Below are 19,997 nucleotides of genomic sequence, written 5' to 3' on the forward strand. Positions count from 1 at the left end.
TGCCGGTCATGTCCGATAATCTGCGGGGCATCCGCCCGCGTGCTGAATCCGCCGTGGCCGTTGGGCGGTTGGCCGATCCGGGGTTCCTGGTGAACGCTGACCCGGGATCGGTACTGGCGTTGCTGGACGCGGCGTCGGGCCCGGCGGCGCGGTTGGCCGCGTCGGTGTACCGGGCCTCGACAGACCTGCATCGTGACGTCACTGCGGGGGTGCGCCGACAGCTGCTGGCGCTGGACGCGGCCCGTTACGGGGACCGGGAGCTGTCGGCACGGATCACCGCGGTACCGGTGGAGGACGAACCCGCCGCACCGTGGGGCGTCGAGTGGGCTACCGGCGGCCAGCTCGACCGGTCCCTGCGTCGTATTCCGACCGTCCACACTACCGATGCGTTGCTGGCGGTCGCGACGGCCGTGGTCGACGGCCGCCCCGTGGCGGTCACCGGCAGTTCCTTGGCGGTCGCCGACAGTTCCCTGGCAGTCACCAACAGTTCCGAGCGGACCGTGCGGGTATGGGACCTGACCACCGGCCAGCAGATCGGCAAACCCCTCACTGCCCACACCGGCGAGGTGTGCGCGGTGGCGACGGCGGTGCTCGACGGCCGCCCCGTGGCGCTCACCGGCAGTGCTGACCGGACCGTGCGGGTGTGGGACCTGACCACGCGCGAGCAGATCGGCCAACCCCTCACCGGCCACACAGCCGGGGTGTTGGCTGTGGCGACGGCGGTGCTCGACGGCCGTCCCGTCGCGGTCACCGGCAGCGGCGACGTGCGGGTGTGGGACCTGGCCACGCGCGAGCAGATCGGCGAGCCGCTCACCGGCCACACCTCTGCTGTGTACTCGGTGGCGACGGCGGTGCTCGACGGCCGTCCCGTCGCGGTCACCGGCAGCCACGACGGGACCGCGCGAGTGTGGGACCTGACCACCCGCGAGCAGATCGGCGAGCCGCTCACCGGCCACGAGGAGGCGGTACGAGCGGTGGCGACGGGGGTGCTCGACGGCCGTCCCGTGGCGGTCACCGGTGGCCACGACGAGACCGTGCGGGTGTGGGACCTGGCCACCGGCCGGCAGCTCGGCCGACCTCTCACCGGTCACGACGGATGGGTGTTGTCGGTGGTCACGACCACGATCGAAGGCCGTCTCTGCATCGTCAGCGGAGGCGAGGACTGGACGCTCCAGGTGTGGGATCTGGCCACGGGCAAGCCGCTCGGCGAGCCGGTGCGCGGCCATACCGACAAGGTACGGGCGATGGCGACGGCGGTGCTGGACGGCCGTCCCCACGTGATCGCCGGCAGTCAGGACGGGATGGTGCGGGTGTGGGACCTGACCTCGGGCGGCCAGGTGGGTGAGCCGCTCACCGGCCACACCGGCGAGGTGGGCACGGTGGCGACGGCGGTGGTCGAGGGCCGCCCCGTCGCGGTCACCGGAAGTTCTGACCAGACCGTGCGGGTCTGGGATCTGACCGCTGGTCGCCATATCGGCCGTCACCTCACCGACCGGGACAGCTGGGTGTGGGCGGTGGCGACGGCGGTGGTCGACGGCCGCCCCGTGGCGGTCACCGGCAGCCACGATGAAACCCTGCGGGTATGGGACCTGACCACGCGCGAGCAGATCAGCGAGCCGCCCACCGGCCACGAGGAGGGGGTGAACGCGGTGGCGACGGGGGTGGTCGACGGCCGCCCTGTAGCGATCACCGGCGGCTTCGATGACGTACGGGTCTGGGACCTGCCTTCGGGTCAGCAGGTCGGTGAGCCCCTGACGGGCCACACCGGCGAGGTGAACGCGGTGGCGACGGCGGTGGTCGAGGGCCGCCCCCTGGCGATCACCGGCGGCGACGACGGCACGGTACTGGTCTGGGACCTGACCACGCGCGAGCAGATCGGCGAGCCCCTGACCGGCCACACCGACTGCGTGCTGGCGGTGGCGACGACGGTGGTCGACGGCCGCCCCGTGGCGGTCACCGGCGGCGACGACTGTACGGTGCGGGTCTGGGACCTGACCACCGTCCAGCGGATCGGCCAACCCTTCACCGGCCACACCGGTGAGGTGAACGCGGTGGCGACGGCGGTGGTCGAGGGCCGCCCCGTGGCGGTCACCGGCGGCGACGACTGTACGGTGCGGGTCTGGGACCTGACCACCGGCGACCAGGTCGGGCCGGAGTTGGTGTTCCCACTGCGGGTCTGGGCGGTGGCCGTGGTACCGGATGGCCGGTTGGTGGTGGGCTTCGGCTGGGAGGTCGCGGTGTTGGCCCGACGCTGACCGGGCCCCGCACAAGCGGCTCGCAGTACGAGCCACTTGGGAGACGGTCCCCCGAGGGGCGTGGGGGTAGTGGCGGGAGATGCCGTGTGAGTTCGGTGCCTGGTCGACCGTGCACAACCGCTTCCGGCAGCCAGCCCGGCGAAGTCCGTCTCGTCGCCGACCGCAGGTGCCGACCGCTGGCGTTCGTCCCCGTGCTGACGGGCCTACAGCCAGCGGTCGTACCAGGCGCGGATGCGCCGGAGGGCGTCGAGTTGATGGGCGCGCTCGTGCAGCCCGTGGCCCTCTCGGGGGTAGACGACGAACTCGTGCTCGACGCCGAAGTGGCGCAGTGCGCGATGGAAGTGGACGGCCTGGCCGAGTGGGACGTTGGTGTCCTGCTCGCCGTGCAGGATCAGGACCGGGGTGCGGATCCGGGACGCGTAGGAGATCGGGCTGTTCCGGTCGTGGAGGTGCGGTCCCGGCCCGTTCCAGCCGGTGCTGCCGCCGAGCGCCGCGTCCATGACTCCCCACTCGCCGGTTCCGGCCTGCAGGCCCCAGTCGGCGATGCCGGCGCCCATCATGGCGGCCTTGAAGCGCTCGGTCTGGCCGATGGCCCAGGCCGCCATGAAACCGCCGTGGCTCCAGCCGGAGATGCCCAGGCGTTCGGGATCGGCGACTCCCTCGGCGACCAGCAGGTCGATCCCGGCGAGGATGTCGGTCCACTCGTCGCCGCCCACCGCGCCCGCCACCACGGCGGCGAATTCCTGGCCGTGGCCCGACCCGCCCCGGGGATTGGGCAGGAAGACCGCGTATCCGGCGGTCGCCAGCCACTGGCCGCAGTCGACCGCACTGAGCGTGAACTCGTCGGCATGGCGGAAGTAAGGGCCGCCGTGGACCATGGTGACGAGCGGGAACGGACCCTGGTCCCGAGTCCGGCCGGCCGGCAGGATCATCAGGCCGTCCAACTGGAGTCCGTCGGAAGCCTGGTAGCTGAGCCGTTCCTGGATACCCCAGCGGATCCCGCGCAGTTCGGGACTGGTGTCGCTGAGCCGGAGCAGTGGCCCGCCCGTGGGTCCCGCGTGGACGTTCCTGGGCTCGTGCGCGGTGCTCAGCAGCACGGCGAGGGTCTGTCCGGAGCGACTCGCAGTGAGCCCGGCGAGCGTGCCGAACGTGCCTGGCGTTCCTGGCGTTCCGGGCGCGCAGGACAGTCGGTGGAACCGCAGCGACTGCGGATCGAGCCGGTGCAGCGCGGTGTCCAGCCCGTCGGCGAACAGCGCCAGCGGCGGCCCGTCGGCGACCTGCACCAGCTCGGTGGGGCAGGCGGGCATGCCGACCGTGAGATTGCGCTGCTCGACGGTCGGGCCGGTCGCCGACGGCACGGTGTCGATCACGGCGAGCGCGCCGACCAAGTGCCCGGGCGTCACCGCCAGGTGGGCCAGATGCCATTCACCGTCGTGATGCCACCAGACCGGGGACCGGGCCTCGAATCCGACCGGGCCCAGGTCCTGGACGGCTCCCGTCTCCGGGGCGACCAAGTGCAGTCCTGCCGTCGTGACGCCGGGGTCGAGCTCGGGGGTGGCCCAGCTCAGTACGGCCAGCGGGCCGCCGTCCGGACGCTGGGCCACCTCCACGACATGGCGGTCTCCGAGGCCGTCCACGGTGCGGACCACGCCGGTCGCCAGGTCGAGCAGGCGCAGCCGGGTGGCGGGGAGGTGCCGGCCCCAGACCTTCGCGTCGTCACCCTCGGCCTCCCGGTGTTCGTCCTCCGGAGTGGGCTCGTCCTCGGCGAGCAGCGCGACGATGCGGCCGTCGGCGAGCGGGTAGTGGTCGCCGATGCCCCCGCGCCACCTGGTCAGGGGCTCCGCCTCGGCGCTGTCCTCGCTGCCGTCCAGAAGGATCCGCTGGAGTTGAGCGGTGCCCCGTTCCTCGCGGTCGGAGGTGAAGAACAGGAAAGCCGAGTCCGGCGCCCACTTCGGGGCGGCGTCGCGGGCCGTGCCGTCGGTCAGCCTGCGCGGGGCCGCGCTGCCATCGGCGGCGGCGACCCAGACCGAGCTGTGCGGCCGTCCGTCCCTGCCACTGTTCGCGACCACGCCGTAGGCGACCAGGCGGCCGTCGGACGAGATGGCCGGGGCCACGGGGGCGGCCATGTCCACCACCAGTTCCGCGGTGAGCAGGTCGGTCGATTCGGGAGTCGGTCGCGGTGAAGGCTGCGGCATGCGGACTGCCTTTCACTCGCCAGTACGACGGACGGACATCCTGTCGCACCGACGGGCCGGTGTCAGTCGGGTTTCGGAGAATCAGGTCAGACGAGGCAAGGCAGGGCAACTGTCGCCGAATCAGTGAGGCTCAGGGGTGCGTGGTTCGACGCGAACGGCGGAGCCATCCTGAAACAAGCAGGCGTGATTGCTTTTTTCTGCGCCCGGTGCCACGCTGCTGCCCGGCGGCGCTCGTGTGGGAGCGTCGCCAACCCGTCGGCAGGGGAGGCGCTTTGGCGCGCGAACGCTCGGTACTGCGGGTCGGCAACGCCTCGGGGTTCTACGGGGACCGCTTCGCGGCGGTGCGGGAGATGCTCACCGGCGGGCCGCTGGACGTGCTCACCGGGGACTACCTGGCGGAGCTGACCATGCTCATCCTGGCCCGGGACCGCCTGAAGGACCCGTCCCTCGGCTACGCCCGGACGTTCCTGCGGCAGATGGAGGAGTGCCTCGGCCTGGCGCAGGAGCGCGGGGTGAGGATCGTGGTGAACGCGGGCGGGCTGAACCCGGCCCGGCTCGCCGCCGAACTGCGGAACCTGGCGCAGCGCCAGGGCCTCGCGGTGGCCGTCGCCCACGTCGAGGGGGACGACCTGTTGCCGCGTCGGAGCGAACTCGGCTTGCCTGAAGGGCTGTTGGCCGCGAACGCCTACCTCGGCGGCTTCGGGGTGGCGGCCTGTCTGGCCGCGGGCGCCGAGGTGGTGGTCACCGGGCGGGTCACGGATGCGGCGCTGGTCGCCGGGCCCGCGATCGCCCACTTCGGCTGGACGGCGGCGGACCTCGACGCCCTCGCCGGGGCGGTGGTCGCCGGGCACGTGCTGGAGTGCGGTGCCCAGGCGACGGGCGGGAACTACGCGTTCTTCCGCGAGCACGACGTGACCCGCCCGGGCTTCCCGATCGCCGAACTGCACGCCGACGGCTCCAGCGTGATCACCAAGCACCCGGGCACCGGCGGCGCCGTCACCGCGGGCACCGTCACCGCCCAACTCCTGTACGAGACGGGCGGAGCGCGCTACCTGGGCCCGGACGTCACCGCCCGGCTGGACACCGTGCGGCTCGCCGAGGAGGGGCCGGACCGGGTCCGGATCGACGGGGTGCGCGGCGAGGCGCCGCCGCCCACGCTGAAGGTGGGCCTGAACCGGCTCGGCGGCCACCGCAACGAGGTGGTGTTCGTCCTCACCGGCCTCGACATCGAGGCCAAGGCCGACCTGGTGCGGCGGCAGTTCCTGGACGCCCTGCCGCCCGCCGCCCGGCCCGCCGAGCTGCGCTGGACGCTCGCCCGGACCGACCACCCGGACGCCGGTACCGAGGAGGCCGCCTCCGCCCTGCTTCGGCTCACCGCCCGCGACCCGGACCAGGCCAAAGTCGGGCGCGAACTGGGCAAGGCTGCCGTGGAGTTGGGGTTGGCCGGCTACCCGGGCTTCCACCTCACCGCCCCGCCCGGCCCCGGCGCGCCGTACGGGGTGTTCGCCGCCGCGTACGTCGACGCCAAGGTTGTCGAGCACACCGCCGTACTGCCGGACGGTCGCCGGCTCGCCGTCCCGCCGGCCCCGGTGACGAGCCGGCCGGCCGAGACCTCCGAAGAGCCGAAGCTCCCCGACGCGCCCCCCGACGCACTCCCCGACGCTCTCCCCACCGGCCCGACCCGCCGCGCCCCGCTCGGCCTGGTGGCCGGCGCCCGCAGCGGCGACAAGGGCGGCGACGCCAACCTCGGCGTCTGGGCCCGCTCCGAGGCGGGCTGGCGCTGGCTCGCCCACACCCTCACCGTCGACAAGCTGCGCGAACTCCTGCCCGAGACCGCCGACTTGCCCGTCACCCGGCACCTGCTCCCGAACCTGCGCGCGGTCAACTTCACCCTCACCGGCCTGCTCGGCGAGGGCGTCGCCGCCCAGCACCGCTTCGACCCGCAGGCCAAGGCGCTCGGGGAGTGGCTGCGCTCCCGCCACCTCGACATCCCGGAGGCCCTGCTGTGACCGTGCTGCCCACCCGCGTCGACCCGGCCGGGCCCGAGCACGCCGAGTACCGGGCCGCGATGCTCGCCAAGCTGGCCGGGCTGGACGCCGAGCACGCCAAGGCGCTGGCCGGTGGCGGCCCCAAGTACGTGGACCGGCACCGCGCCCGCGGCAAGCTGCTGCCGCGCGAGCGGATCGAGCTGCTGGTCGACCCGGACTCGCCGTTCCTGGAGCTGTCGCCGCTGGCCGCCTGGGGCAGCGACTACCCGGTGGGCGCGGCGCTGGTCACCGGCATCGGCGTGATCGAGGGCGTGGAGTGCCTGATCACCGCCAACGACCCGACCGTGCGCGGCGGCGCCAGCAACCCGTGGACGCTGCGCAAGGCCTTGCGCGCCAACGAGATCGCGTTCGACAACCGCCTCCCGGTGGTGAACCTGGTCGAGTCCGGCGGCGCCGACCTGCCCAGCCAGAAGGAGATCTTCATCCCCGGCGGCGCGCTGTTCCGCGACCTCACCCGGCTCTCCGCGGCCGGAATCCCCACCGTGGCCGTGGTGTTCGGCAATTCGACGGCCGGCGGCGCCTACGTGCCCGGCATGTCGGACCACACCGTGCTGGTCAGGGAGCGCGCCAAGGTGTTCCTCGGCGGCCCGCCGCTGGTCAGGATGGCCACCGGCGAGGAGGCCGACGACGAGTCGCTCGGCGGCGCCGAGATGCACGCCCGCACCTCCGGTCTGGCCGACCACTTCGCGGCGGACGAGGCGGACGCGCTGCGGCTGGCCCGCCGGATCGTCGCCCGGCTGGACCACCGCAAGCCGGGCCCGTCGCCGGACCGGCTGGCCGAGCCGCCGAAGTACGACGAGGAGGAGCTGCTGGGCATCGTCCCGGGCGACCTCAAGGTGCCCTTCGACCCGCGCGAGGTGATCGCCCGGATCGTCGACGGCTCCGACTTCGACGAGTTCAAGCCGCTCTACGGCACCAGCCTGGCCACCGGCTGGGCCCGGCTGCACGGCTACCCGGTCGGCGTGCTGGCCAACGCGCAGGGCGTGCTGTTCAGTGCGGAGTCCCAGAAGGCCGCCCAGTTCATCCAGTTGGCGAACCAGCGGGACATCCCGCTGCTGTTCCTGCACAACACCACCGGCTACATGGTCGGCCGGGCGTACGAGCAGGGCGGCATCATCAAGCACGGCGCGATGATGATCAACGCCGTCGCCAACTCCCGGGTGCCGCACCTGTCGGTGCTGATCGGCGCGTCCTACGGCGCCGGCCACTACGGCATGTGCGGGCGGGCGTTCGAGCCGCGCTTCCTGTTCGCCTGGCCGAGCGCCAAGTCCGCGGTGATGGGCCCGCAGCAGCTCGCCGGGGTGCTGTCGATCGTCGCCCGGCAGTCGGCCGCCGCGAAGGGGCAGCCGTACGACGAGGACGCGGACGCGGCGATCCGCGCCATGGTCGAGCAGCAGATCGAGGCCGAGTCGCTGCCGGTCTTCCTGTCCGGGCGGCTGTACGACGACGGCGTGATCGATCCGCGCGACACCCGTACGGTGCTCGGCCTGTGCCTGTCCGCGATCCACAACGCGCCGGTCGAGGGCGCGCGCGGCTACGGCGTCTTCCGGATGTGAGGCCGAGCTGCGAGACGGAGCCGCGAGATCGAGCTGCGAGACGGAGCTGCGAGACCGAGCTGTTCGACGGAGCTGTGAGGCCGAGTTGTGAGGGGCACCCGAGACATGATCACCAACCTGCTGGTCGCCAACCGTGGCGAGATCGCCCGCCGGGTCTTCCGCACCTGCCGGGCCCTGGGCGTCGCGACCACCGCCGTCCACTCCGACCCGGACGCCGGGGCCGCGCACGTCCGTGAGGCCGACGCGGCCGTGCGGCTGCCCGGCGCCGCGCCCGCCGACACCTACCTGCGCGCCGACCTGATCGTCCGCGCCGCGCTGGCGGCGGGCGCGGATGCCGTCCACCCCGGGTACGGATTCCTGTCGGAGAGCGCCGAGTTCGCGCAGGCCGTGCTGGACGCCGGGCTGGTCTGGGTCGGCCCGCCGCCAGCCGCGATCGCCGCGATGGGCTCCAAGACGGCGGCCAAGCGGCTGATGGCCGCGGCCGGGGTGCCCGTACTGGACGCCCTGACCGACCCCACCGAGGCCGACCTGCCGCTCCTGGTCAAGGCGGCGGCGGGCGGCGGCGGACGCGGCATGCGGGTGGTGCGCACGCTCGCGGAGCTCCCCGGCGAACTGGCCGCCGCCCGCGCCGAGGCGGCGAAGGCCTTCGGCTCGGACGAGGTGTTCTGCGAGCGCTACCTGCCCGCCGGGCGGCACGTCGAGGTCCAGCTGCTGGCCGACGCGCACGGCACGGTCTGGGCGGTCGGCGACCGCGACTGCTCGCTGCAGCGGCGGCACCAGAAGGTGATCGAGGAGGCCCCGGCCCCCGGCCTGCCCGAGGCGGTGCGCGCCGGGCTGCACGCGGCGGCCGTCAGCGCCGCCCGGGCGATCGGCTACACCGGCGCCGGTACGGCGGAGTTCATGCTCGGCGAGGACGGCCGGTTCCACTTCCTGGAGATGAACACCCGCCTCCAGGTCGAGCACCCGGTCACCGAGGCGGTCACCGGACTGGACCTGGTGGCGCTCCAACTCGCCGTCGCCGAGGGGGAGCGGCTGCCCGGGCCGGTCCCGCCGCCCGCCACCGGCTGCGCGATCGAGGCCCGGCTGTACGCGGAGGACCCGGCGAAGGACTGGCAGCCCGCCACCGGCACCCTGCACCGCCTCGAACTCACCGTGCCGTACCAGGAGTTCGGCGGGCAGGGCGTCCGGCTGGACTCCGGCGTGGCGGCCGGCGACGAGATCACCCCGCACTACGACGCGATGCTCGCCAAGGTGATCGCCTGGGCGCCGACCCGCGCCGCCGCCGCCCGCCGCCTGGCCGACGCGCTCGCCCGCGCCAGGGTCCACGGGCCTGCCACCAACCGGGAGTTGCTGGTCCGGGCGCTGCGGCACCCGGCCTTCCTGGCCGAACGCCTGCACACCGGCTTCCTGGCCGAGCACGCGGCCGAGCTCACCGCCCCGGACGGCAAGGAGACTGCGCGCGCCGCCCTGGCCGCCGCCCTCGCCGACGCCGCCGCCCGGCGGACCGGCCCGCACGGCGCACTGCCGTCGGGCTGGCGCAACCTGCCCTCGCAGCCGCAGTCCAAGCGCTACCGCGCCGACGACGGAGCCGAGTTGGAGGTCCGCTACCGCCTCACCCGGGACGGCCTGCGGGCCGACGACCACCCGCAGGCGGAGCTCCTGGACGCCTCGCCCGAGCAGGTCACGCTGCGCGAGGGCGGCGTCCGGCGCGGCCACCGCGTCGCGCGCTACGGCGACCGGGTGTACGTCGACACCCCGAACGGGGGCATCGCGCTCACCGCCCTGCCGCGCTTCCCCGCCCCGGCCGCCCGGACGGACCCGGGCGCGCTGCTCGCCCCGATGCCCGGCACCGTCGTGCGCACCACCGCCGCCGTCGGCGACACCGTCACGGCCGGTCAGCCGCTGCTCGTCCTGGAGGCGATGAAGATGGAACATCGCGTCACCGCCCCGGCCGACGGCGTCCTGGTCGAACTCCGCGCCGTCCCCGGCCGGCAGGTCGAGCTCGGCGCCCTGCTCGCCGTCGTGCAGCCCGCCGCACCGCCCGAGGCCAGGCCCGCCGCAGTACCCGAGGCCGGGCCCGCCACAGATCCCGCCGCCGGGTCCGCCGCAGATCCCGCCGCCGGGTCCGCCGCAGAACCTGCCGCCGGGTCCGCCGCAGAACCTGCCGCCGAGCCCGCCGCAACAGCCGCCGTCCAGCCCGCCGCAGAAGCCTGAGGAAGGACCCCGCATGTCCACCATCGGCAGTCAGCTCATCGAGACCCCCGAACGCCGGGCCCTGCGCCAGGCCGTCGGCGACCTCGGCCGCCGCTACGGCTCCGCCTACTACATGGCCAAGGCCCGGGCCGGCGAGCCCGCCGACGAGCTGTGGGCGGACGCCGGCAAGGCCGGCTACCTCGGCGTGAACCTGCCCGCCGAGTACGGCGGCGGGGGCGGCGGCGTCACCGATCTGGCCATCGTGCTGGAGGAGTTGGGCACGGCCGGCTGCCCCCTGCTGCTGCTCATCGTCTCCCCGGCGATCTGCGGCACCGTGATCGCCCGCTTCGGCACCGAGGAGCAGAAGCAGCGCTGGCTGCCCGGACTCGCCGACGGCAGCCGCAAGATGGCCTTCGGCATCACCGAGCCGGACGCCGGTTCCAACGCGCACCGGATCTCCACCGTCGCCCGCCGGGACGGCGGGGACTGGCTGCTGACCGGCCGCAAGGTGTTCGTCTCCGGCATCGACCACTGCGACGCCGTGCTGTTCGTCGCCCGCACCGAAGACGCCCGCACCGGCAGGCTCAAGCCCTGCCTGTTCATCGTCCCGCGCGACGCCGCCGGCTTCGAGTACCGGGCGATACCGATGGAACTCGTCGCCCCCGAGAAGCAGTTCCAGGTCTTCCTGGACGACGTCCGGCTGCCCGCCGACGCCCTGGTCGGCGACGAGGACGCCGGCCTGCTGCAACTGTTCGCCGGCCTCAACCCCGAGCGCGTGCTGACCGCCGCGTTCTCCCTCGGCCTGGCCCGCCAGGCCCTCGGCAAGGCCGTCGAGTACGCGAAGACCCGCACCGTCTGGTCCACCCCGATCGGTGCCCACCAGGGCCTGGCCCACCCGCTGGCCCAGTGCGCGGTGGAGATCGAGCTGGCCCGGCTGATGACCCAGAAGGCCGGGCTGCTCTACGACGCGGGGGAGGACGTGGCCGCCGGGGAGGCCGCCAACATGGCCAAGTACGCGGCCGGCGAGGCCGCCGCCCGTACCGTCGACCAGGCGGTGCAGACGCTGGGCGGCAACGGCCTCACCCAGGAGTACGGGCTGGGCGCGCTGCTGGCCGCCACCCGGGTCGGCCGGGTCGCCCCGGTCAGCCGCGAGATGGTGCTCAACTACGTCGCCCAGCACACCCTCGGCCTCCCGAAGTCCTATTAGTCCGCAGCGCCGGACGCACCGCACCCAGCGGACGCACCCACCGGACGCACCCGCCGGGCGTGCCCCCGGTGGGTCACCAGAGGGACATCTCGGCGAACTTTGCAGTGGCGGACGTCATGGTCCGTATGCTCCTGTTCGTACCCTCGGTCGACCTTTTGCCGCGCCAGTCGATGCGTCAACTACCTTCCTGGAGGCTTACTTTGGTGTTCCGCAGCGAATTCCCGGACGTGCCGACGGTGGACCTGCCGATCCATGACGCGGTACTCGGCGGCGCGGCGGCGTACGGCGACGGGCCGGCCCTGATCGACGGCGTCACCGGGGAGCGCGTCAGCTACGCGCGGCTCGCCGCCGGCGTCGAGCGGGTGGCCGCCGGGCTGGCCGCGGCCGGGGTGCGCCAGGGCGACGTGGTGGCCCTGTTCAGCCCCAACACGCTCGGCTACCCGACGGCCTTCTACGGCGCCACCCGGGCCGGCGCCACCGTGACCACGGTGTCCTCGATGGCCACGCCCGCCGACCTGGCCGGGCAGCTCGGCGACAGCGGCGCCCGCTGGCTGGTGACCGTCTCCCCACTCCTGCCGACCGCCCGCAAGGCCGCCGCCCTGCTCGCCGAGCAGGGCGGCCCACTGGCCGAGATCCTCGTCCTGGACGGCGCCGAGGGCCACCGCTCGCTCGCCGACCTGCTGGCCACCACCGGCCCCGCCCCCGGGATCGCCATCGACCCCGGCCGGGACGTCGCGGTGCTGCCCTACTCCAGCGGCACCACCGGACTGCCCAAGGGGGTGATGCTCACCCACCGCTCGATCGCCACCAACCTCGCCCAGTGCGACGCCCTCTACCGGCCCGCCGTGGGCGAACGGGTGCTCGCCGTGCTGCCCTTCTTCCACATCTACGGCCTGACCGCGCTGCTCAACCAGCCGCTGCGCTGCGGCGCCACCGTGGTGGTGCTGCCCCGCTTCGACCTGGAGCAGTTCTGCCGCACCATCGAGGAGCAGCGGGTGCAGGCGCTGGTGGTGGCCCCGCCGATCGCGCTCGCCCTGGCCAGGCACCCGGTCGTGGAGCGCTTCGACCTCTCCTCCGTCGAGTACCTGCTGTGCGCGGCCGCCCCGCTGGATCCGGAGCTCGCCGCCGCCTGCGCCCGCCGCCTGGGCCTGCCGCACCTGCTCCAGGGCTACGGCATGACCGAGCTGTCCCCGGTCACCCACGTGGTCTCCCCGCTGGAGCGCGACCCCTCGCCCGGCTCGGTGGGGCGGCTGATCCCGTCCACCGAGCTGCGGGTCGCCGCCCTGGACGGCGCCGGCGAGGACCTCGGGCCCGGCGAGCCGGGCGAGCTGCTGATCCGGGGCCCGCAGGTGATGAAGGGGTACTTCGGCCGCCCCTCCGACACCGCCGCGGTGGTCGACGCCGAGGGCTGGCTGCACACCGGCGACGTCGGCTTCGTCGACGACCGGGGGTACCTGTACATCGTCGACCGGGTGAAGGAGCTGATCAAGTACAAGGGCTACCAGGTGGCCCCGGCCGAGCTGGAGGCCGTGCTGCTCGGCCACCCGCAGATCGTCGACGCCGCCGTGATCGGCGTTCCGGACGCCGACGGCACCGAGTGCCCCAAGGCCTTCGTGGTCCGTGCTCCGGGCAGCGGCCTGAGCGCGGAGGAGGTCACCGGCTTCGTGGCCGGGCTGGTGGCCCCGTACAAGAAGGTCCGCGCGGTGGAGTTCGTCGAGGCCGTCCCCAAGTCCGCGGCCGGCAAGATCCTCCGGCGCGAGCTGCGGGCCCGCGAGGCCGAGCGCCGCGCGTCCGCGACCGTAGCTAATGCGACCGCCGCCGCCCCCGAGGCCTCCCGCTGAGCGGCCGGGCCCCCGGCGGCCGAAGACCGGCGCCCGTCTGTGAGGATCGACCCGCCGAGCACGGCGGGCCCGCCGAGAGCGACGGGCCCGTCGGGCACGACCGGCCCGCCGAGCCCCCACCGGAACAGGAACCGCCGCCAGCCATGACCAGCCACCCCGCCGCCCGCGCCCCCCAGCAGGACCGCAGCCGCGCCACCCGGGCCCGGCTGCTCGCGGCGGCCGTGGACTGCCTGGCCGAGCTCGGCTGGCACGGCTCCACCGTCACCGTGGTCGCCGAGCGCGCCGGAGTGTCCCGGGGCGCCGCCCAGCACCACTTCCCGACCCGCGAGGACCTGTTCACCGCGGCCGTCGAGCACGTCACCGCCGAGCGGCTGGCCGCCGTCCGCGCCCACACGGGCGAGCTGCCGGCCGCCGGCCCCGACCGCACCCGGGCCGTCGTCGACATGATCGTGCGCCTCTACACCGGCCCGCTGTTCCGCGCCGCCCTGCACCTGTGGACGGCCGCCGCCACCGAGGAGCCGCTGCGCGAGCGGATCATCGCCCTGGAGGGGCACGTCGGCCGGGAGGCCCACCGGGCCGCCGTCGAGTTCCTGGACGCCGACGAGGCCCGCCCCGGCGTGCGCGAGTCCGTGCAGGCCACCCTCGACCTCGCCCGCGGGCTGGGCCTGGCCAACCTGCTCACCGACGACAGCGTCCGACGATCCGGGGTGATCCGGCAGTGGACCGGCGTTCTGGAGAGTACGCTGCGGCCGGTACGCCCATGACTCCCGTACTACCGGAACGGCCGGACGACCCCTGACCAAGGGGTCGCCGGGCGGCCGATGTCCGTGCAGTCTGGAGAAGAATCCCGGCCGGCACGGACCGTGAGGCCCCCGGCCGGGCACGAGCCGAACCGGGGTGCTGCCTGATCATGCACGGAAACGAGTGGGACGTGACCTCCGCCGCCGGCCCCGCACCGGGCGCCACCCCCGTACGCCCCGAAGGCCACCGACTCGTCCCGCTCGCGACGGCCCTGCTCCAGGGCGACGGCCTGATCCTGCACTGGAGCGAGGACGCCGAGGCGCTGCTCGGCTACTCCGCCGAGGAGGCCGTCGGCAGCTACGCCGCCCAGCTGCTCACCGACGGCACCGACCGCCCCGAGGTGCTGTCCCTGTTCGCCCACATCATGGGCGGCTCCGCCGGCTGGTCCGGCGTCTTCCCGGTCCGCCACCGCGACGGCCACAAGGTCGACCTGGAGTTCCGCACCTACCCGATCGCCGGCCCGGCCGGCACCCTGCTGCTGCTCGCCACCGCCTCCGACATCCGCGCCCTCCAGGCGGTCGAGGCCGACCTCGCCGTCCTGGACGGCGTCTTCGACCGCTCACCGATCGGCATGGCCGTCTACGACACCGAGCTGCGCTACGTCCGGCTCAACGAGGCGCTCGCCCGGATGAACGGCGTCCCCGTCGCCGCCCACCTCGGCCGCCGGATACCCGCGGTGCTGCCCGGCATCAACAGCGTCGAGATCGAGCAGACCATGAGACAGGTGCTCAGGAGCGGCAAGCCCGTGGTGGACGCCCGCTCCCACGGCCGGGTGCCAGGCGACCCGAAGCGCGACCGCGCCTGGTCAGCCTCCTACTTCCGGCTGGAGGACTCCACCGGCCGGGTCTTCGGCGTCTGCTCCTCGATCATCGACGTCACCGAGCGATTCCAGGCCGAGGCCCGCGCCGCCCGCGCCCAGGAACGGCTCGCCACCATCGCCGAGGCAACGGCCCGGATCGGCACCACCCTCGACCTCCAGCGCACCGCCGAGGAGCTGATCGAGGCCGTCGTCCCCCGGTTCGCCGACTTCGCCACCGTCGACCTGCTGGAACCGGTGCTGCGCGGCGCCGAACCCACCCCCATCCCCTCCGACCGGACGGTCACCCTGCGTGCCGTCGCGGTCGGCGAGTCCTACGAGTCGGGCCTCGCGCACGCCGTGGACACCGTCGGCGAGACCTCCGAGTACGCCCCCGACCGCAGCTACACCCAGTGCCTGCGCAGCGGACGCCCCCTGCTGCGCGCCCACGTGGACGCCGAGGTGCTGCGCGGCCTGGTCTCCAGCGAGGACCGGGTCGAGCCCGGCATCGCGGCGGGCATCCACTCGTACCTGATGGTGCCGCTCACCGCCCGGGGCATGGTGCTCGGCGGCTCCGAGTTCATCCGGATGCGCAACTCCGAGCCGTTCAGCGACGCCGACGTGGCGCTCGCCGAGGAACTGGTCGCCCGCACCGCGCTGGCCATCGACAACGCCCGGCTCTACCGGCGCGAGCGGGAGACGGCGCTCACCCTCCAGCGCAGCCTGCTGCCACAGGAGATCCACCGCACCCTGGGCCTGGAGATCGCCTACCGCTACCTGCCCAGCAGCGTGGTCAGCGAGGTCGGCGGCGACTGGTTCGACGTCGTGCCGCTGTCCTGCGGCCGGGTCGCCCTGGTGGTCGGCGACGTGATGGGCCACGGCATCCGGGCCGCCGCCACCATGGGCCAGCTGCGCACCGTCGCCCGCACGCTCGCCACCCTCGACATGCCGCCCGAGCAGGTCCTCACACGCCTGGACGAGACCGCCTCGGGCATCGGCGAGGGCCAGTTCGCCACCTGCATCTGCGCCGTCTACGACCCGCTGGAGCGCACCGTCCAGATCGCCTCGGCCGGCCACCTGCCGCCGATCTCGGTCGCCCCCGACGGCACCGCCCGCCGGGTCGAGGTGCCGCCCGGCGTGCCGCTGGGCGTCGGCGGGGTGGCCTTCGAGTCGATCGAGTTCACCCTGCCCGAGGGCGGCATGGTCACCCTCTACACCGACGGCCTGGTCGAGCGTCGCGGCCAGGACCTCGACGACGGCATCGACCTGCTGGCCGACACCCTCGCCGGGCCCGGCCGCACCCTGGAGGAGAACTGCGACGCCGTCCTCGGCGCACTCGTCACCGACGGCACCGAGGACGACATCGCGATGATCATGGCACGGGTCCTGCCGCTGCCCGCCGACCGGATCGCCACCCTCCCGCTCACCGGCGGCGGCCGGCTGCCCGGCAAGGCCCGCCGCTTCACCCGCGCCACCCTGGACGCCTGGGGCCTGACCGCCCTCTCCGACTACGCCGAGCTGCTGGTCAGCGAACTGGTCACCAACGCCTTGCTGCACGCCGACGCCCCGCGGCGGCTGCGGCTGTTCCGCGACCGGGTGCTCACCCTGGAGGTCTCCGACGCCGGCGGGGCGACCCCGCAGCTGCGCCCCTTCGCCGAGCAGGACGAGGGCGGGCGCGGCATGTTCCTGGTCAGCGAGCTGGCCCAGCGCTGGGGCAGCCGGCTGACCAGGGACGGCAAGGTGGTCTGGGCGGAGCTGGAACTGCCCTTCGGGGCTGCTTAGTTCCCCGTCGGTGCGGGTTGGTCTCCTGTCAGTGTGCTTCCCCGGTCAGTGCGCTTCTCCGGTCAGTGCGCGGCGAGCGGGTAGTGGTCGGAGAGGTCGGTGTAGGTGTAGCTCTTGCCCCAACTGCTCACCGTCCACGGCGCGCTGTGCGTGCGCAGGACCTGGTTGGTGTACTGCTGCGGGCGGGCGTGGTCGGCCCGGTAGAGCACGTAGTCCAGGTCCTCCTTGGGCTCGCCCGGGTAGCGGTAGGCGGCGACGGAGTTGTCGGCGGTGTCGAAGGAGTACGGCCAGCCCGTGCGGGCGGAGGCCGGCGCCAGGTTGGCGTTGTCCAGCAGGGCCTGGTACTCGGAGCCGTGCGAGTCGATGTTGAGGTCGCCGGCGAGCAGGATCGGCTCGTTCGCCGGGATCTGCTTGGCGTCGAGGAAGCCGCGCATGGCCGTGAGCTGCTTGGCCCGGATGGCGGCCGGCTGGCCGCTGGAGCAGCCCGAGTCGGTGGACTGCAGGTGGGTGCCGACCACGCGGGTGCGCTGGCCGTTCACGTTCAGCACGGCGTAGACGAAGCCCTTGTTCGAGAAGTAGTCCGAGCCGCAGGCGTCCTTGTAGACGTACTGCTCCTTGCGCAGGATCGGCCACTTGCTGAGCAGCGTCACGCCGCCGTCCTCGGGGGTGGCGGCGCTGTAGCTGCCGGAGGTCGCGTCCCAGCCGCTGGTGGAGCGGCCGACGACCGGGGTGTGGTACGGGTAGGCGGCCGAGGCCTTGGCGGTCAGGGCGTCGGAGGCCGCGTTGTCGAAGGCCTCCTCCAGGACGACCACGTCGTGGCCCTGGAAGAAGTCCGCCGAGGCGATCGCCTGCGCCCGGTACTGCTGGCCCCAGTTGGGGTAGAGGGTCGTGCTCATCAGGAACGTGTTGTACGTGAGGACGTCCAGCGCGGGCGCGGTGACCGGGGCGGACTCGGTCGTGGCGCCGGTGGCAGCCGTGGCGGGGGCAGTGGCGAGCGCGCCGAGCACGGCGGCGGCAGCGCAGGCGGCGGCGGCCTTGCGGAGGGACGACAGCGGCATTGGGGCTCCGTGAGGGTATGACGTGAACGCGACGGTCAGCGGATGTTGTACATCCAACGTTGCCGCCCGCACGGTGCACAAGACCGCGCACGAGCATTCGGTGAACGCAGTTGAAACACTGTCACCACCCAGAACGCGCGAGCCCCACCACCCATCGTGGGTAGTGGGGCTCGCGAGAGTTGTGCGCGTCAGACCTCGCCGAACTCGCCGGCCTGGACAGCGGCGACGAACGACGACCAGGCGTCGGCGGGGAAGACGAGAGCAGGACCCTCGGGGTCCTTGGAGTCACGGACGGGCAGTACACCCGGGAAGCCAGGAGCCACCTCGATGCAGTTGCCCCCGTTGTTGCTGTAGCCGGACTTACGCCACTCGGCACTGGCCAGGTTGGGGATGGGGCCGGTCATTCATAGTCCTTCCGAACAGCGCGGATCTTGGCAAGCGAAGCCACCTTGGAAAGTGACTCCACCTGGAGCTGATCGTAGTCACGGCTCCACGCCTCGACCGTCTTGCGGTCCCGTTCCAGGATGCCACGTGCCTGTGACTCCGCATAGCCGATGGTGGAGCGATCCGGCAGGGTCAACAGAACGATGGGCATCGTGAACGGGATGTGCTCGCCAAGCGTCACCGGGGCTACCTGGAGTGTGAGAAACGGGAGTTCGGCCAGGCTCTCAAGGTGCCGAAGCTGTGCCTGCATGACGGCCGGGCCTCCGACGGGTCGGCGCAGGCAGCTCTCGTCCATGACCGCGTGAAGCACGGGGATGCGTTCGGCTCGGATGATTTGCTGCCGATCCATGAGGAAGGCGACTCGTTGTGCGGCCTGCTCCTTGGTGATGCTGCCTCGGAGAACTGCGGCGTTCGCCAGGGCGCTTGCATACTCCTCGGTCTGGAAGAGTCCCGGGACCACGTTCAGCTCGAACGTCCGTATCTTCCGGCAGCGGGCCTCCTCCCTGGCGAACTCTTCGAACCCCTCCAGCAGGCTGGCGTGCTCGATCTGGCGGAACAGTTCCCGGAACTTGTCCCCTGTATCGAGCGCTTGATCGGCTGCCGTGGCGAAGTTAATGGTTACGGGCTTCTTAGCTCCTTCGACGTACGACACCAGGGCGTGACTGAAGCCCATGATCTTGGCGAGCTTGGTCTGGGAGAGGTTCCTCGCACGCCGTGACCTGCGAAGCTCGTTTCCGAAGCGGATGGCCGGAGATGACGGTTGATCAGTCTCCTCGAACTCCATGATTCACCGTGCCTTGTAACTCGACGAAACGGTCAAGGGTTAAGCCCTTCCGATCGTAGAGGCTGTCGCGCCACCATGGCTACACCAAGTGACACGCCGAGAGCGAAGCGCTACGGAGACTCCCATGCCCGAAAACCCGAAATCCGCGCTGCCCGACTTCGTCCGCAACGAGGTGGTGCGGGACCTGAAGCACCGAGACGACGACGGCAAGCCGAAGGAGGGGGTCTTCATGGAGATCCTCTGCGGGGCGGCCTTTCTGAGGCCGCTCGGCGGGGGGTGCGAGTGGACGACCAGGCCCGATCAGCTGCGACGGTGCGACCCCAGGGAGATCGCGCCGGGCACGGGGAGCAACTCCCAGCGTCGGCCGATGTTTCCGGAGCCGGCGTGACCTCGGGGGAGATGCTGCTCGCCGGGCTGCACCTCAGCTCGTTGGCGGCCGGCGGCTTCACCGCTATGGCGGGGACGACGCAACGAAACGCGGTCGAGGCGGGTGACGAGCCGACCACCGAGCCGCCGCTTCAACGCCCGTGCAGATGCGGCACGTTCGTGCCGGACTGACAACACGCTCCCGCCACCGCGCCGCGAGTACTCATCCCGCGCGGCGGCGGGGTTCAACGCCCGTCCGTGAAGGACAGTCACGGACGGGCGCCGGCAGGCCTACCTCCCCTGCCGGCCGGCTCCGAGGGCACGTTGGCGCCAGACCCTCGCCGAGCCACACCGCTCCCCGCCGAAATCGCCGCTCCGGCGGGGAGCGGCCGCCCCTCGATCACCGTCGATTCCTTACTTCCCCTGCCCTCTCTTCCCCTGTTCTCTGGAGGTGACCGCGTTCTGCAACGAACGGTGTGACCACTGCTACGCCGACAGCGGCCCCGACGGCACCCACGGACGCATGACCGAACTCGACTGGCGCTCCACCATCGACGTGCATTCGGCGGTACCCAGGGTTTTCGGCCGCAAGTGAGTTTGCAGAGGTAGGGCGAACGTTGGCGAGTCGGATGGCTTGTAGCCGTCCTATGCAGCCCGTACGCGCGTATCGA

At 72.9% G+C, this 19,997-nt stretch carries 14 protein-coding genes; 10 read left to right on the forward strand and 4 right to left on the reverse strand.

Annotated features, from left to right (window positions below; all coding sequences use genetic code 11):
* The first annotated feature begins 8 nt into the window (after nt 1-8).
* Entirely contained in the window at nt 9-2,255 is a 2,247-nt protein-coding gene (locus ACFWPT_RS34405; protein WP_380486639.1) for a hypothetical protein, read from the forward strand.
* 203 nt (nt 2,256-2,458) lie between these two features.
* Here ACFWPT_RS34405 and ACFWPT_RS34410 read toward each other — a convergent pair whose 3' ends face one another.
* Nucleotides 2,459-4,450, reverse strand: coding sequence for a S9 family peptidase (locus ACFWPT_RS34410; protein ID WP_380486624.1), 1,992 nt, complete (start codon nt 4,448-4,450; stop codon nt 2,459-2,461).
* Between the two features lie 272 nt (nt 4,451-4,722).
* On the opposite strand from ACFWPT_RS34410, the gene ACFWPT_RS34415 reads away from it, so the two are divergent.
* The 7 genes from ACFWPT_RS34415 to ACFWPT_RS34445 all read left to right on the forward strand — a co-directional run bounded on the left by ACFWPT_RS34415 (nt 4,723) and on the right by ACFWPT_RS34445 (nt 16,674).
* Entirely contained in the window at nt 4,723-6,459 is a 1,737-nt protein-coding gene (locus ACFWPT_RS34415) for an acyclic terpene utilization AtuA family protein (RefSeq protein WP_380371986.1), read from the forward strand.
* A complete protein-coding gene (locus ACFWPT_RS34420) occupies nt 6,456-8,054 on the forward strand; it encodes an acyl-CoA carboxylase subunit beta (RefSeq protein WP_380371988.1) in 1,599 nt (532 codons plus the stop codon). The genes ACFWPT_RS34415 and ACFWPT_RS34420 overlap by 4 nt, the downstream gene beginning before the upstream one ends.
* Nucleotides 8,055-8,159: 105 nt before the next feature.
* Nucleotides 8,160-10,268, forward strand: coding sequence for an acetyl/propionyl/methylcrotonyl-CoA carboxylase subunit alpha (locus ACFWPT_RS34425; RefSeq protein WP_380486626.1), 2,109 nt, complete (start codon nt 8,160-8,162; stop codon nt 10,266-10,268).
* Nucleotides 10,269-10,281: 13 nt separating this feature from the next.
* Complete coding sequence (locus tag ACFWPT_RS34430) at nt 10,282-11,454, forward strand: acyl-CoA dehydrogenase family protein (RefSeq protein ID WP_063346212.1); 1,173 nt, start codon at nt 10,282-10,284, stop codon at nt 11,452-11,454.
* Nucleotides 11,455-11,654: 200 nt separating this feature from the next.
* Complete coding sequence (locus tag ACFWPT_RS34435) at nt 11,655-13,295, forward strand: AMP-binding protein (protein ID WP_380486628.1); 1,641 nt, start codon at nt 11,655-11,657, stop codon at nt 13,293-13,295.
* Nucleotides 13,296-13,438: 143 nt separating this feature from the next.
* A complete protein-coding gene (locus ACFWPT_RS34440) occupies nt 13,439-14,059 on the forward strand; it encodes a TetR/AcrR family transcriptional regulator (RefSeq protein ID WP_380486631.1) in 621 nt (206 codons plus the stop codon).
* A gap of 146 nt (nt 14,060-14,205) precedes the next feature.
* Nucleotides 14,206-16,674 (forward strand): SpoIIE family protein phosphatase, encoded by a 2,469-nt coding sequence (locus tag ACFWPT_RS34445; protein ID WP_380344008.1) that lies wholly within the window; start codon nt 14,206-14,208, stop codon nt 16,672-16,674.
* Nucleotides 16,675-16,736: 62 nt separating this feature from the next.
* Here ACFWPT_RS34445 and sph read toward each other — a convergent pair whose 3' ends face one another.
* From sph to ACFWPT_RS34460, 3 genes are all read right to left on the reverse strand, one after another.
* Complete coding sequence (sph, locus tag ACFWPT_RS34450) at nt 16,737-17,732, reverse strand: sphingomyelin phosphodiesterase (RefSeq protein ID WP_380486633.1); 996 nt, start codon at nt 17,730-17,732, stop codon at nt 16,737-16,739.
* 188 nt (nt 17,733-17,920) lie between these two features.
* A complete protein-coding gene (locus ACFWPT_RS34455; protein WP_380372005.1) occupies nt 17,921-18,136 on the reverse strand; it encodes a DUF397 domain-containing protein in 216 nt (71 codons plus the stop codon).
* Nucleotides 18,133-18,960, reverse strand: a complete 828-nt coding sequence (locus ACFWPT_RS34460; RefSeq protein ID WP_380372008.1) for a helix-turn-helix domain-containing protein — start codon at nt 18,958-18,960, stop codon at nt 18,133-18,135. Before ACFWPT_RS34460 ends, ACFWPT_RS34455 begins: the two co-directional genes overlap by 4 nt.
* Before the next feature lie 124 nt (nt 18,961-19,084).
* Between ACFWPT_RS34460 and ACFWPT_RS34465 the strand changes: the two genes are divergently transcribed.
* On the forward strand, nt 19,085-19,348 hold the full coding sequence (locus tag ACFWPT_RS34465) for a hypothetical protein (RefSeq protein WP_063346205.1): 264 nt from the start codon (nt 19,085-19,087) through the stop codon (nt 19,346-19,348).
* A gap of 429 nt (nt 19,349-19,777) precedes the next feature.
* Nucleotides 19,778-19,921 (forward strand): hypothetical protein, encoded by a 144-nt coding sequence (locus tag ACFWPT_RS34470; protein ID WP_380372013.1) that lies wholly within the window; start codon nt 19,778-19,780, stop codon nt 19,919-19,921.
* Nucleotides 19,922-19,997: the final 76 nt, after the last annotated feature.

The sequence above is a fragment of the Kitasatospora sp. NPDC058478 genome (genome assembly GCF_042720345.1).
Lineage (GTDB): Bacteria > Actinomycetota > Actinomycetes > Streptomycetales > Streptomycetaceae > Kitasatospora.

Coding starts and splice junctions, on each gene's coding strand:
- ACFWPT_RS34440 (WP_380486631.1), top strand. CDS start 13,439: ATGACCAGCCACCCCGCCGCCCGCGCCCCCCAGCAGGACCGCAGCCGC.
- sph (WP_380486633.1), bottom strand. CDS start 17,732: ATGCCGCTGTCGTCCCTCCGCAAGGCCGCCGCCGCCTGCGCTGCCGCC.
- ACFWPT_RS34410 (WP_380486624.1), bottom strand. CDS start 4,450: ATGCCGCAGCCTTCACCGCGACCGACTCCCGAATCGACCGACCTGCTC.
- ACFWPT_RS34465 (WP_063346205.1), top strand. CDS start 19,085: ATGCCCGAAAACCCGAAATCCGCGCTGCCCGACTTCGTCCGCAACGAG.
- ACFWPT_RS34460 (WP_380372008.1), bottom strand. CDS start 18,960: ATGGAGTTCGAGGAGACTGATCAACCGTCATCTCCGGCCATCCGCTTC.
- ACFWPT_RS34405 (WP_380486639.1), top strand. CDS start 9: ATGTCCGATAATCTGCGGGGCATCCGCCCGCGTGCTGAATCCGCCGTG.
- ACFWPT_RS34445 (WP_380344008.1), top strand. CDS start 14,206: ATGCACGGAAACGAGTGGGACGTGACCTCCGCCGCCGGCCCCGCACCG.
- ACFWPT_RS34430 (WP_063346212.1), top strand. CDS start 10,282: ATGTCCACCATCGGCAGTCAGCTCATCGAGACCCCCGAACGCCGGGCC.
- ACFWPT_RS34425 (WP_380486626.1), top strand. CDS start 8,160: ATGATCACCAACCTGCTGGTCGCCAACCGTGGCGAGATCGCCCGCCGG.
- ACFWPT_RS34455 (WP_380372005.1), bottom strand. CDS start 18,136: ATGACCGGCCCCATCCCCAACCTGGCCAGTGCCGAGTGGCGTAAGTCC.